General features: G+C 65.3%; 16 protein-coding genes. 13 read left to right on the forward strand and 3 right to left on the reverse strand.

Annotated features, from left to right (window positions below; translation table 11 throughout):
* Position 1: 1 nt before the first annotated feature.
* The 11 genes from lptC (at position 2) to N8I74_RS18520 (ending at position 7,556) form a co-directional block, all read left to right on the forward strand.
* Entirely contained in the window at positions 2 to 571 is a 570-nt protein-coding gene (lptC, locus tag N8I74_RS18470; RefSeq protein ID WP_263124678.1) for an LPS export ABC transporter periplasmic protein LptC, read from the forward strand.
* Positions 552 to 1,058: a lipopolysaccharide transport periplasmic protein LptA gene (gene lptA / locus N8I74_RS18475; RefSeq protein WP_263124679.1), complete on the forward strand. Its 507-nt coding sequence runs from the start codon at positions 552 to 554 to the stop codon at positions 1,056 to 1,058. Before lptC ends, lptA begins: the two co-directional genes overlap by 20 nt.
* Positions 1,055 to 1,786 carry an LPS export ABC transporter ATP-binding protein gene (lptB, locus tag N8I74_RS18480; protein WP_263124680.1) on the forward strand — a complete coding sequence of 244 codons (732 nt, stop codon included), beginning with the start codon at positions 1,055 to 1,057 and terminating at the stop codon, positions 1,784 to 1,786. Before lptA ends, lptB begins: the two co-directional genes overlap by 4 nt.
* Before the next feature lie 42 nt (positions 1,787 to 1,828).
* The gene (locus N8I74_RS18485; protein WP_263124681.1) at positions 1,829 to 3,229 is read left to right on the forward strand and encodes an RNA polymerase factor sigma-54; all 1,401 of its coding nucleotides are present in this window, start codon (positions 1,829 to 1,831) and stop codon (positions 3,227 to 3,229) included.
* A 64-nt stretch (positions 3,230 to 3,293) separates the two neighbouring features.
* Positions 3,294 to 3,617, forward strand: coding sequence for a ribosome hibernation-promoting factor, HPF/YfiA family (gene hpf / locus N8I74_RS18490; protein WP_263124682.1), 324 nt, complete (start codon positions 3,294 to 3,296; stop codon positions 3,615 to 3,617).
* Positions 3,618 to 3,777: 160 nt separating this feature from the next.
* On the forward strand, positions 3,778 to 4,245 hold the full coding sequence (gene ptsN / locus N8I74_RS18495; protein WP_263124683.1) for a PTS IIA-like nitrogen regulatory protein PtsN: 468 nt from the start codon (positions 3,778 to 3,780) through the stop codon (positions 4,243 to 4,245).
* Between the two features lie 11 nt (positions 4,246 to 4,256).
* A complete protein-coding gene (gene hprK, locus N8I74_RS18500; protein WP_263124684.1) occupies positions 4,257 to 5,201 on the forward strand; it encodes an HPr(Ser) kinase/phosphatase in 945 nt (314 codons plus the stop codon).
* A gap of 1 nt (position 5,202) precedes the next feature.
* Complete coding sequence (gene rapZ, locus N8I74_RS18505; RefSeq protein WP_263124685.1) at positions 5,203 to 6,072, forward strand: RNase adapter RapZ; 870 nt, start codon at positions 5,203 to 5,205, stop codon at positions 6,070 to 6,072.
* On the forward strand, positions 6,069 to 6,434 hold the full coding sequence (locus tag N8I74_RS18510; RefSeq protein ID WP_263124686.1) for a NusG domain II-containing protein: 366 nt from the start codon (positions 6,069 to 6,071) through the stop codon (positions 6,432 to 6,434). Before rapZ ends, N8I74_RS18510 begins: the two co-directional genes overlap by 4 nt.
* On the forward strand, positions 6,415 to 6,954 hold the full coding sequence (locus N8I74_RS18515) for a Gx transporter family protein (protein WP_263124687.1): 540 nt from the start codon (positions 6,415 to 6,417) through the stop codon (positions 6,952 to 6,954). Before N8I74_RS18510 ends, N8I74_RS18515 begins: the two co-directional genes overlap by 20 nt.
* Positions 6,951 to 7,556 (forward strand): flavin prenyltransferase UbiX, encoded by a 606-nt coding sequence (locus N8I74_RS18520; protein ID WP_263124688.1) that lies wholly within the window; start codon positions 6,951 to 6,953, stop codon positions 7,554 to 7,556. The genes N8I74_RS18515 and N8I74_RS18520 overlap by 4 nt, the downstream gene beginning before the upstream one ends.
* Here the strand turns inward: N8I74_RS18520 and N8I74_RS18525 are convergent.
* The 3 genes from N8I74_RS18525 to dtd all read right to left on the reverse strand — a co-directional run bounded on the left by N8I74_RS18525 (position 7,550) and on the right by dtd (position 9,903).
* Complete coding sequence (locus tag N8I74_RS18525; protein ID WP_263124689.1) at positions 7,550 to 8,926, reverse strand: MATE family efflux transporter; 1,377 nt, start codon at positions 8,924 to 8,926, stop codon at positions 7,550 to 7,552. The two genes, N8I74_RS18520 and N8I74_RS18525, sit on opposite strands and share 7 nt — an antisense overlap.
* Positions 8,881 to 9,186: a hypothetical protein gene (locus N8I74_RS18530; protein WP_263124690.1), complete on the reverse strand. Its 306-nt coding sequence runs from the start codon at positions 9,184 to 9,186 to the stop codon at positions 8,881 to 8,883. The genes N8I74_RS18525 and N8I74_RS18530 overlap by 46 nt, the downstream gene beginning before the upstream one ends.
* 264 nt (positions 9,187 to 9,450) lie before the next feature.
* Positions 9,451 to 9,903 carry a D-aminoacyl-tRNA deacylase gene (gene dtd, locus N8I74_RS18535; protein ID WP_263124691.1) on the reverse strand — a complete coding sequence of 151 codons (453 nt, stop codon included), beginning with the start codon at positions 9,901 to 9,903 and terminating at the stop codon, positions 9,451 to 9,453.
* Between the two features lie 131 nt (positions 9,904 to 10,034).
* Between dtd and asd the strand changes: the two genes are divergently transcribed.
* Both asd and N8I74_RS18545 read left to right on the forward strand, forming a co-directional pair.
* Positions 10,035 to 11,141 (forward strand): aspartate-semialdehyde dehydrogenase, encoded by a 1,107-nt coding sequence (asd, locus tag N8I74_RS18540; RefSeq protein ID WP_263124692.1) that lies wholly within the window; start codon positions 10,035 to 10,037, stop codon positions 11,139 to 11,141.
* Between the two features lie 66 nt (positions 11,142 to 11,207).
* Positions 11,208 to 11,597 (forward strand): hypothetical protein, encoded by a 390-nt coding sequence (locus tag N8I74_RS18545; protein WP_263124693.1) that lies wholly within the window; start codon positions 11,208 to 11,210, stop codon positions 11,595 to 11,597.
* The last annotated feature ends 123 nt before the right edge of the window (positions 11,598 to 11,720 follow it).

The following is an 11,720-nucleotide window of genomic DNA, read 5'->3' on the forward strand; positions in this document are numbered from 1 at the left end:
CGTGCACTGGTCTTCCCGATTCCTGCCGCTGCTCCTGCTGGCCGTGCTGGGCGTGCTGGTATGGCTGTTGAACGAAGCCGCGCGCCTGCCGGCAGTGGATACGCCGTTGCGGCCCGGCGAGCCCGATCTCGTGATCGAAGGCATCGACGCCATGCGCTTCAACGAAACCGGCCAGCCGCTGCTCAAGATCAAGGCCCGACGCACACGGCACTACCCGGGCGACAACAGTACCTGGTTCGATTCCCCGCACCTGACCTACACCGCGCCGGACCAGCCGGTGATGCAGGCGGTGACCACGCTGGCGCAAGGCCTGCAGGACAGCAAGCGCGTCTGGTTTCCCCACCCGGTCACCGTGGTGCGTGCCGCCGATGGCGAGCATGCCGAATTGACCATTCGCGGCCGCGAGGTCTGGCTGACCACCGATACGCGCCGGGCGTGGTCGGATGCCGCGGTCAAGGCCGACATGGGCCCGTACCATGCCAGCGGGGTCGGCTTCGAGGCCGATATGATCGCGGGCACCTTATTGTTGAAATCCAAAGTGAGCACCGTCTATGAACCGCCTCGCCGCTAGCCTTGTCGCTCTTGGGCTCTTGACCGGGCCCGCGTGGGCCGAACAGACCGACCGCGATCAGCCGATGAACATCCAGGCGGACCGCGCCCAGTTCAACCAGAAGGAATCGGCGGGAACCTACACCGGCAATGTCATCGTCACCCAGGGCACGATGCGGCTGACCTCGGCACAGCTCCAGGTGCGGCAGGACGAGGCAGGCAACCAGTATGCGAACGGCAGCGGCAGTCCGGTCAATTTCAAGCAGCGCCAGGACTCCGGCGAGTGGGTATATGCCCAGGCGCTGCGTTTCGATTACAACGGCAAGACCGGCATCCTCAAGCTGATGGACAAGGCGTGGGTACGGCGCGACAACGGTGACGAGGTGATCGGGCAGACCATCACCTACAACATGAACGACGAGACCTACGAGGCCGACGGCGGCAACGGCGGTGGCGGCAGCGGGCGGGTCAATATCACCATCCAGCCCAAGAAGAAGGAAGCCCGATGAGCACCCCCAGCCGGCTGAGCGCCACCGGCTTGATGAAGCGCTACAAGAAGCGCACGGTGGTACGCAATGTTTCGCTGGAGGTGAAGGCGGGGGAAGTGGTCGGGCTGCTGGGCCCCAATGGCGCCGGCAAGACGACCAGCTTCTATATGATCGTGGGCCTGGTGGCCAAGGATGGCGGCAGCATCCAGCTCGACGAACGTGACATCGGCCATCTGCCGATGCACGAACGTGCCCGGTTGGGCCTGGGCTATCTGCCACAGGAGGCGTCGATCTTCCGCAAGATGACCGTGGCGCAGAACATCCAGGCGGTGCTGGAACTGCACGAGAAGGACGAGGATCGTCGCAAGAACCGGCTGGACGAACTGCTGCACGAACTGCATATCAGCCACCTGCGCGACAGCATCGCCACCGCGCTTTCGGGGGGCGAGCGCCGCCGCGCCGAGATCGCCCGTGCGCTGGCCGCCGACCCGCGCTTCATCCTGCTCGACGAGCCGTTCGCCGGCGTCGACCCGATCGCGGTGATGGACATCCAGCGCATCATCGCCTTCCTGAAGGAGCGCAGCATCGGCGTGCTGATCACCGATCACAATGTGCGCGAGACCCTTGGAATCTGCGACCACGCCTACATCATCAGTGAAGGGGAAGTGATGGCGGCCGGCCATCCCGGGGAAATCGTCGACAACGAACAGGTACGCAAGGTCTATCTTGGCGAACACTTCCGCATGTAACGCGATGCAGCCCAGCTCACTTTCATTCAGCCGCGCGGTCCGATGAAGCAGTCTCTCCAGCTCAAGCTGTCGCAGCAGCTCAATCTCACCCCGCAACTGCAGCAGTCGATCAAGCTGCTGCAGCTCTCCACACTCGAATTCCGTCAGGAGATCGAACGCTACCTGGTGGAGAACCCACTGCTTGAAGCAGGCGAGGACCACGGCGAGTCCCAGACATCGGACGAACCCGGTCCGGACAGCCCCGCCGACACCCCCCTGGATGACTACGCCGGTGACGACGGCGACTGGAGCTGGGGCAGCGGCGGAGGCAGCGGCGGCGAAGACGACGACGACTTCGACCCGGCCGCCAACACCGCACGCGAACTGACGCTACGCGAGCATCTGCTGGAGCAGGCGGGCCTGCTGCCGGTTCCGGCGCTGGACCGCGCGGTGCTGGGCCTCTTGATCGACGCGCTCGACGATGATGGTTTCCTCACGCAAGCACTGGAGGAGATCTTCGCGCAGCTGCCCGAGGAACTGGTGGCCGAGACCGGGCTCGAACTCGAAGACCTGTCGGTCGCGTTGATGCGCATCAGGCAATTCGATCCGATCGGGGTGGGTGCGCGCGACGTGAGCGAGGCGTTGGCGCTGCAGCTGCGCCAGTTGCCGCAGGATGATATCCGTCAACTTGCGCTGGAATTGGTCGAGAAGCACCTCGATTTGCTGGCTGCGCGGGACTACACTAGGCTCAAGAAGTCGCTCAAATGCGATGATGTTGCACTCAAGGCGGCCAATGCGTTGATCACCGGTCTGAATCCACGCCCGGCAGCCAGATGGGCCAGCCTGTCCCCCCGCTACGTGATCCCTGATGCCATCGTCTACAAGGCCAAGGGGAAGTGGCGGGCCAGGTTGAATGAGGCAGCGCGGCCGCGTTTCCGGGTCAACCGGATGTATGCGGACATCCTGCAACGCAGCGAGGGAGGCGTATTGGCACGGGAGCTGCAGGAGGCGCGATGGCTGGTCAAGAGCGTGCAGCAGCGCTTTGACACCATCCTGCGTGTGGCTGAAGCGATCGTGGCAAGGCAGCATGCGTTCTTTGAACACGGTGAAGTCGCGATGCGGCCGATGGTGCTGCGCGACATCGCCGAAGAGCTTGGCCTGCATGAATCGACGATTTCGCGGGTGACGAGCCAGAAATACCTGCACAGTCCAAGGGGGCTTTTCGAGTTCAAATACTTCTTTGGCAGCCATGTCGAAACCGAGGCCGGTGGGGAATGCTCGGCCACGGCGATCAAGGCGCTCATCAAACAGCTGATCCAGAACGAGGACAAGACCAAACCGCTTTCGGACAGCGCACTCGCGGAGTCGCTGTCACGGCAAGGGATCGTGGTTGCGCGGCGGACCGTTGCCAAGTACCGGGAAGCGATGCAGATCGCCCCCGTCAACCAGCGCAAAACCCTGTAGGGCCCGGCGGTGCTTCTTCGTCGACACACGCAGGCCTGGGGATCAACGCAGAAGGAGCAGACCTATGAACCTCAATATCAGCGGCCATCACCTGGAAGTCACTCCGTCCATCCGTGAGTACGTGACCACCAAGCTGGAGCGCATCACGCGTCATTTCGATTCGGTGATCGACGTCAGCGTGATCCTCTCGGTGGAAAAGCTGCAGCATCAAATTGAGGCCACCGTGCATGTGCGCGGCCGGGACATCCATGTCCAGGCTGTCGACGAGGACATGTACGCTGCGATCGACCTGCTGAGCGACAAGCTGGACCGCCAGATCCTCAAGCACAAGGAAAAGCTGATGGATCACCGTGGCGAAAGCATCAAATACCATACCGCCATCGAATAAGGCCGCCTTGATTGCGCCAGAACGGGAACCCAAGGGTTCCCGTTTTCGTTGACGCGCCCGGCCCGGATGCCGGTTTTACCGCACCGCCATCTCACTGCCGTTTTTCGTTTGCCGACACAGGACGCTACAATAGCCGCGTTATTCCTGCGGCCGCCTCAGAATGAGCCTGATATCCAAGGTCTTGCCAAGCTCCAATGTCTTCTTGGAAATGGACGTTGGGAGCAAGAAACGCGTCTTCGAACAGGTGGGCATTCTTTTCGAAAACAGCTACGGCATCGCGCGCAGCGTGGTGTTCGACAGCCTCTTTGCCCGGGAAAAGCTCGGCTCGACCGGCCTGGGACAAGGCGTGGCCATCCCCCACGGACGGATCAAGGGCCTCAAGGTCGCCACCAGCGCGTTTGTCCGGCTGAAGAATCCGATCCCGTTCGATGCCCCGGATGGCAAACCGGTTTCGCTGATCTTCGTACTGCTCGTACCCGCCAATGCCACCGACCTGCACCTGCAGATTCTCTCCGAGCTGGCGCAGCTGTTTTCCGACAAGACCGTACGCGACGAGCTCGCCAAGGTCGAGGATGCCGCCGAGGCCTGGAAGCTGATCACCACCTGGGAGCCCTATTCGGGAAGATAGGGTCATACGCGATGCCACAGATCACCGTACGCCAGCTGTTCATCGACAACGCGGAGAAGCTGCGGCTGACCTGGGTGGCCGGCCAATCCGGGGCCAACAGCCTGCTCACCAATGACGCCAGCGAGCAGAAACCCAAGCTCGCGCTGGTCGGTCACCTCAACTTCATCCATCCGAACCGGGTGCAGGTGCTCGGCATTGCGGAAGTCAGCTACTTCCAGGGGCTGTCGCTGGAGGCGCAGAAGGAATCGGTGGAGCGGCTGTTCGCCAATGAGATGGCGGCCATGATCGTGGCCAACAGCCAGCCGGTCCCCGAGGCGCTCAAGGAAGCGGCCGAGCGCTATCACGTGCCGCTGCTGACGAGCCCCGAGCAGTCGCCCTACCTGATGGACGTGCTGCGCTATTACCTTGCTAAGGCGCTGGCGGTATCCACCCATCTGCACGGCGTGTTCCTGGATGTGCTGGAAGTGGGCGTGCTGCTGACCGGCGAATCGTCCATGGGCAAGAGCGAGCTTGCGCTTGAACTGATCTCGCGTGGCCACGGGCTGGTGGCCGACGACGTGGTCGAGGTCTACCGGACCAACCCCGAAACGCTGGAGGGGCGCTGTCCCCCGATGCTGCGCGACTTCCTCGAAGTGCGTGGCATCGGTGTGCTCAACATCCGGACCATCTTCGGCGAGACCGCGGTGCGTCCCAAGAAGACGCTCAAGCTGATCATCCATCTGGCCAAGCCCAGCGGCGAGACACTCTCGCCGATCGACCGGCTGCAGATGCAGGCCGCCACGCAGGAGATCCTGGGCGTGCCGATCCGCAAGCTGGTGATCCCGGTGGCCGCCGGCCGCAACCTGGCGGTGCTGGTCGAGGCGGCGGTGCGCAACTACATCCTGCAATTGCGCGGCATCGACTCCACCCGCGAGTTCATCGAGCGCCACCAGCGCTTCATGGAAATGGGCGAATAGGATGCCGCAACCCCGACAACAGGTGGTGCTGCTCTCCGGGCTGTCCGGTGCCGGCAAAAGCGTGGCGCTCAAGGCGCTGGAAGACCTGGGGTACTACTGCATCGACAACCTGCCGGCGCCGCTGCTGCCACAAACCGTGGCCCTGCTGGATGAAGACGGCTATCCGCGCGTGGCGATCGCGATCGACGTACGCAGCGCACACAGCTTCGCGTCGTTTCCCGAGCATCTGGATGCGCTGTTCGATCTCAACCTGGATATCCAGCTGCTGTTCCTGGAGTCAAAGACCGAGACACTGGTCAAACGCTTCTCGGAAACCCGACGCAGCCATCCGCTCGCTTCGGGTGAATTGACCGTGTTCGAGGCCATCGCGCTCGAACGCGAGATGCTGGCCTACTTCTCGTCGCTGGCGCACCGGATCGACACCACCGCGCTGTCGGCGGCACAGCTGCGCGCCTGGTTGCGCGGCTTTGTCGCACTGGACCGCGCGCGTCTGACACTGATCTTCGAATCGTTCGGCTTCAAGCAGGGCATTCCGCTGGACGCCGACTTCGTATTCGACGCACGCTGCCTGCCCAATCCTCACTACGAGCCCGCACTGAGGCCGCTGACCGGCTGCGACCAGCCGGTGATCGACTTTTTGGAACGCGAAGAGGCGGTCAGCAAATACCTCACCCATATCCTCGGTTTTCTCGAACGCTGGCTGCCCGAGTTCGAGCGCGACCAGCGCAGCTACGTGACCGTGGCCATCGGCTGCACCGGCGGGCAACACCGTTCGGTATATCTGGCCGAGCAGCTGGCCCGGCACTTCTCGATCAACCGGCAGGTGCTGGTGCGCCATCGCGAACGCCCTGAGCTTGCCACGGCGCGATGAGGCTGTTGCGCCTGGGCGACTGGCTGACGCTCGGCATCGCCGCCTTGGCGGTGTTGACACTGGCCCATGTCGCCTGGCAACCCGGCCCGGCGGCACGGGTGCGGCTCTACAGCGCCGGTACGCTGTATGCCGAAGTCGATCTGGCCGCCCGGCAGACGCTGCAGATCCCCGGGCCGCTCGGCCTTACCCGGGTGGAAGTCGCCCAGGGCCGCGCCCGCATCCAGTCCGACCCGGGCCCGCGCCAATATTGCGTGCGCAGCGGGTGGCTGCGCCACCCGGGCGAAAGCGCGGTCTGCCTGCCCAACCGCACCGCCATCGCCCTGGTCGGCGCCGCCCTGCCCTATGACTCGCTCGGCTATTGACGCCGCCGCCGCGGCCCCTGTTGGCCCCGGCAGCGTCGAGGACCATCGCCTCGCCCGCTATGCCGCGCTCGCCATCGCGCTCTCGGTGCTGGAAAACGCGCTGCCCTCGCCACTGCCGGGCGTCAAGCCGGGTCTGGCCAACCTGGTGGTGCTGCTGGTGCTGTGGCGCCATGGCTGGGCGGCCGCCGCCTGGGTATCGCTGTTGCGCATCCTTGGCACGGCGCTGGTACTGGGCGGCCTGTTCACCCCGGGCTTCGCGCTGAGCCTGGCCGGTGGACTCGCCAGCCTCACCGCACTGGCGGTGGCAGGCTGCCTGCCCCGGCGCTGGTTCGGCCCGGTGACGCTGTCACTGGCCGCCGCGCTGGCACACATGGCCGGACAGCTGCTGCTGGCACGTGCCTGGCTGATCCCCCATGATGCGCTGCTGCGCCTGGCGCCGGTACTGGCGGCGGCGGCGCTGCTGTTCGGGCTCGTCAACGGCGTTCTTGCAGCCCGCCTGCTATCGGAGCATGCCCCATGAAAACCATCACCATCGCCTTCACCGGCGCCTCCGGCCTGATCTACGGCCTGCGCACGCTGGAGTGCCTGCTCGCCGCCGGCTGCACCGTACACGTGCTGTACACGCAGGCGGCCCAGATTGTCGCGCGCGAAGAATTGCAGCAGACCTGGCCGGGCCGGGCCGAGGCGCTGGCACAGCTGCTTCGCGCGCAGTTCAACGTCGATGCCACGCGGCTCAAGGTGTGGGGTCAGCAGGAGTGGTTCGCACCGATGGCCTCGGGCTCCAACCCTGGCGACGGCATGGTGGTCGTGCCCTGCACCATGGGCGCGCTGGCCGCCATCGCCAACGGCAATTCGGACAACCTGCTCGAACGTGCCGCCGACGTGATGATCAAGGAACGCAGGACGCTGGTGCTGGTGCCGCGCGAAGCGCCGTTCTCGGCGTTGCACCTGGAGAACATGCTCAAGCTGGCACGGCTGGGCACGGTGATCCTGCCGCCCAATCCCGGCTTCTATCATCGGCCGCAGCAGATCAGCGATCTGGTCGACTTCGTGGTGGCGCGCATCCTTGACCAGTTGGGCGTGCCGAACCACCTGCTGCGCCGTTGGGGCGAGGATCAGTAGCCGGAGGCCACCGCGGCGTCACCCACCCGGCGGAACAGCCACAGCAACAACGCCGCCGCGAACGCCAGTGCCGCCACCAGCGCCAGCCAATAGCCCGGCGCGCCGAATCCAGGCCAGCCCCAGCCTCCAAAGGCCAGCAGATAGCCCAGCGGCAGCCCGATCACCCAGAATGCCGCCAGATGGACCAGCATGGGCTGGCGCGTCACCTTGTAGCCGCGCAGTACGCCGACCACCACCACCTGAGTGGCATCGGCCAATTGGAAGACGCCCGAATAGACCAGCAAGGTGGCCGCCAGCGCCAGCACCGCCGCATCACGGGTATACCAGCCGGCGATCAGGTGATTGCCGGCGATCATGAACAACGCGGTGCAGCCGGCGATCACAAGGCCGGCACGGATGCCAGTCCAGCCGATGAAACGCGCATAGGCTGCATTTCCTGCACCCAACGCCTGCCCCACCCTGACCGTCATCGCCGTCCCAAGTGCCGACGGGAGCATGAAGGTGAGCGACGACATATTGAGCGCCACCTGGTGCGCTGCCACCGACACAGTGCCGAGGCGGGCGATCAGCAATGCCACGCCGGAAAACGCGCTGACCTCGACGAAGAACATTGCACCCATCGGCAACCCCAGCCGCAACAACTGGCGCTGCTGGCCCCAATCCACCCGCCGCCAGTGACGCAGCGGATAGGTATCGCGATAGACCGGCGAATAGCGCAGCCAGCCCAGCAGCATCAGCAGCATCGCCCAGATGCTGAACGCCGTGGCCCAGCCACAGCCGGCCGCGCCCAACGCGGGCAGCCCGAGATGGCCGTAGATCAGTACCCAGTTGGCCGGCACGTTCAGTGCGAGCCCGATCAGGGCGATCACCATCATCGGCTTGGTGCTGTTGAGACTGGCACTGTAGCCGTACAGCACCCGATAGAGCGCGAACGGCGGCAACGCCCAGCTCACGCCCCGAACGAAGCCGCGCGCCTTGGCGGCCACGTCGGGCGTGAGCCCAAGATGGCCCAGCAGCGGCAGCACCGCCCAGGCCGCGGCCAATGCCAGCGCGCCCCACAGCAGCCCCTGGTAGAGCGCCTGCTGTGTGACGGCGGCGATTTCGGTGCGCCGCTGCGCGCCGACCGCATGGGCGACCAGCGGGCTCACCGGCATGGTCAGCCCGATCAGGGTCACCAGCAGCATCACCCAGATCGAGGCGCCGACCGATACCGCGGCAAGGTCCGCCGCCGAGACATGACCCGCCATCACGGCATCGACAAACGCGGTGCCGGTGGTGGCCAGCTGGCCCACCATGATGGGCCAGCTCAAGGTCCAGATGGCGCTCAGTTCGTGCTTGAGGTTGTGTGGTCGCAGCGCAGGTTGCGGCATAAGGCGGGTGTCTCGAAGCGGGCAATCAGTGTAGGCCAGCGTTGTTGCAGCGCCAGTGCGGTCAACACGGAGAGATCGAAGACCAGCAGGCTGCCATCACCGCGTGGCTCCAGCGCAAACCCCAGCGCGCGCAGTTGCCGTTCGGCCTCGCGCAGCACCGCGTCCGCGCCGGCGGCGGGGCGCAACTGCAGGCAACGGCGCAGATCGGGCAGTCGGGTGCGCGGCGCAGGAATATCGTCGGGATAGAAACAATCGTACATGGCGGCCTCCTTGGCTGTTGCGACAGGACGGCCGCCAACGCGGCCGACGCTTTAGCAGATTCGCCCCCCGGACCGGGAAGGCCGCGCTCCGCAAGTTGTCGATTAACTCGGCGCGTTGGTGCGAAAACGAAAAAACCCGCGTGGCCGCGGGTTGTCGGGCACGCTTTAGCTGCATTTGTATAAGCGCCCGCAAGCTGGCATTCAAATCGGCGCTCAGGTTTTTTACGCCCGATCGGCGCGTGCGTCAAGCGCCTGGAACCCGCGCTACTGCGGATCGCGCGAGTCGAGCAGCAAGGTCACCGGCCCGTCGTTGACGAGCGCCACCTGCATGTCGGCGCCGAAGACCCCGGTGGGAACCGGCCGGCCCAGGGCCGCGGCGAGTCCGGCCACCAGCCGTTCGAACACGGGCTGCGCCACCGGGCCGGGTGCGGCGCGCTGCCAGGATGGACGGTTGCCGTTGCGGTAGCTCGCAAACAGCGTGAACTGCGAGATGGCCAGAAGCTCTGCGCCGGCGTCGAGCGCCGAGCGGTTCATCACGCCGGCCTCATCGGGAAAGATGCGCAGCTTCGTCACCTTGCCGATCGCCCACGCGATGTCGGTCTCCCCATCGCATGCCTCTATTCCCACCAGCAGCAGCAGGCCCGGACCGATCGTACCGACCGTGGCGCCATCCACCGCCACGCTTGCCTGGCTCACCCGTTGCACCAATATCCGCATTCCCCCTCCCCGCCCGACCGGGCACATCCATGCGCATGGCGGCCGCGCCGGGCAGCCCGGCTGGCGCGCCATGGCGTTTTTCACTAACATCAGCAGCTTACGTTTGCAACATCCAACAAAAGGAAATGATGATGAAGAAAGTGGGCCTCGTCGGCTGGCGCGGCATGGTCGGCTCGGTGCTGATGCAGCGCATGCAGGAAGAAAAGGATTTCGACCTGATCGAGCCGGTGTTCTTCACCACCTCGCAAGCCGGCCAGCCGGCGCCGCAGATCGGCGGCGCCACCGGTTCGCTCAAGGATGCCAAGTCCATCGACGACCTGAAGGCGATGGACATCATCATTTCCTGCCAGGGCGGCGACTATACCACCGAGATGTTCGGCCCCCTGCGGGCGGCCGGCTGGCAAGGCTACTGGATCGACGCCGCGTCCACACTGCGCATGCAGGAGGATGCGGTCATCGTGCTCGACCCGGTCAACGAGCACGTGATCCAGGGGGCGCTGGGCCGCGGCGTGAAGAACTACATCGGCGGCAACTGTACCAACTCGATCATGCTGATGGGCGTGGGCGGCCTGTTCAAGGCCGGGCTCGTCGAATGGGTCAGTTCGATGACCTATCAGGCCGCGTCGGGCGGCGGCGCCAACCACATGCGCGAACTGCTCAAGGGCATGGGCGTGGTCTACGGGGCGGTGGCCGACGAACTGGCCACCCCGGCCTCGGCCATCCTGGAGATCGACCGCAAGGTTGCCCAGGCGATCCGCTCGGACGTGCCCACCGAGCACTTCGGCGCACCGCTGGCCGGCGGGCTGATCCCGTGGATCGACAAGCAGCTTGAGAACGGCCAGTCCAAGGAGGAATGGAAAGGCCAGGCCGAGGTGAACAAGATCCTCGGCAACGCCAGCCCGATCCCGGTCGATGGCCTGTGCGTGCGTATCGGCGCGATGCGCTGCCACAGCCTCGCGCTGACCATCAAGCTCAAGCAGGATCTGCCGCTGGCCGAGATCGAGTCGCTGATCAAGTCCGGCAACCCATGGGTGAAGTGGGTGCCCAACGACCGCGAAGTCACCGTCCGCGAGCTGACCCCGGCCAGCATCACCGGCGGTCTGCAGATCGGCGTGGGCCGCGTGCGCAAGCTCAACATGGGGCCGCAATATCTATCGGCGTTCGTGATCGGCGACCAGTTGCTGTGGGGTGCCGCGGAACCGCTGCGCCGCATGCTGCGCATTCTGCTCGACCGCTGACCGGTCGAGATTGTCGGGACGACGGGACGCGCAGCGTCCCGTTTTCTTTCCGCTCGGAGATCCGCCATGTTGTGGACCATGCTCAAGCGTCTTGCGCGCAGCCCGGCACCCTCGGCGTCGGCTGCGCTTGGCGCGCCCACCCAGTTGCTGCCCGCCACGCGTGCCCGGCAGGAAGCGCGCGCCAGCCATCCGCTCAACCAATCCCTGCTCTATCGCATCAAGCGCGACGCGCTCGCCATCGTCGCCGACATGAACCGTGGCCTGCCGATGCAGGATTGCGCGCTGCTCGCCCGCCAGTTGGCCTTTGTGCAGAAGGAGCTGATCCAGGCCGCCTATCACGATGAAAGCCTGCCGCGCGAACAGCGGCAATTGCTGGCGCGCTACCACGCGTTCAATATCCGGCAAGGCATCGGTGAGCGCCGCGACCGGCCGCTGCGGGGGGTCGCGGGCAATTGATACGCCAGCCCCGGCAGGCACACGCCGATGCACGGGGCACGCCGGTCCACCGCGAGGGCGGAAAGACCGCAAACCGGGCATAACGCGGTGCGATCATGGCTGGCAAGCTCGGCCTGTCCGGCA

Origin of the sequence: Chitiniphilus purpureus, assembly GCF_025642115.1 — a bacterium.
In the GTDB taxonomy this organism is placed as follows: domain Bacteria; phylum Pseudomonadota; class Gammaproteobacteria; order Burkholderiales; family Chitinibacteraceae; genus Chitiniphilus; species Chitiniphilus purpureus.

Coding starts and splice junctions, on each gene's coding strand:
- lptA (WP_263124679.1), top strand. CDS start 552: ATGAACCGCCTCGCCGCTAGCCTTGTCGCTCTTGGGCTCTTGACCGGG.
- lptB (WP_263124680.1), top strand. CDS start 1,055: ATGAGCACCCCCAGCCGGCTGAGCGCCACCGGCTTGATGAAGCGCTAC.
- hpf (WP_263124682.1), top strand. CDS start 3,294: ATGAACCTCAATATCAGCGGCCATCACCTGGAAGTCACTCCGTCCATC.
- ptsN (WP_263124683.1), top strand. CDS start 3,778: ATGAGCCTGATATCCAAGGTCTTGCCAAGCTCCAATGTCTTCTTGGAA.
- N8I74_RS18525 (WP_263124689.1), bottom strand. CDS start 8,926: ATGCCGCAACCTGCGCTGCGACCACACAACCTCAAGCACGAACTGAGC.
- rapZ (WP_263124685.1), top strand. CDS start 5,203: ATGCCGCAACCCCGACAACAGGTGGTGCTGCTCTCCGGGCTGTCCGGT.
- N8I74_RS18545 (WP_263124693.1), top strand. CDS start 11,208: ATGTTGTGGACCATGCTCAAGCGTCTTGCGCGCAGCCCGGCACCCTCG.
- dtd (WP_263124691.1), bottom strand. CDS start 9,903: ATGCGGATATTGGTGCAACGGGTGAGCCAGGCAAGCGTGGCGGTGGAT.
- N8I74_RS18515 (WP_263124687.1), top strand. CDS start 6,415: ATGACTCGCTCGGCTATTGACGCCGCCGCCGCGGCCCCTGTTGGCCCC.
- asd (WP_263124692.1), top strand. CDS start 10,035: ATGAAGAAAGTGGGCCTCGTCGGCTGGCGCGGCATGGTCGGCTCGGTG.
- N8I74_RS18520 (WP_263124688.1), top strand. CDS start 6,951: ATGAAAACCATCACCATCGCCTTCACCGGCGCCTCCGGCCTGATCTAC.
- N8I74_RS18510 (WP_263124686.1), top strand. CDS start 6,069: ATGAGGCTGTTGCGCCTGGGCGACTGGCTGACGCTCGGCATCGCCGCC.
- hprK (WP_263124684.1), top strand. CDS start 4,257: ATGCCACAGATCACCGTACGCCAGCTGTTCATCGACAACGCGGAGAAG.
- N8I74_RS18530 (WP_263124690.1), bottom strand. CDS start 9,186: ATGTACGATTGTTTCTATCCCGACGATATTCCTGCGCCGCGCACCCGA.
- N8I74_RS18485 (WP_263124681.1), top strand. CDS start 1,829: ATGAAGCAGTCTCTCCAGCTCAAGCTGTCGCAGCAGCTCAATCTCACC.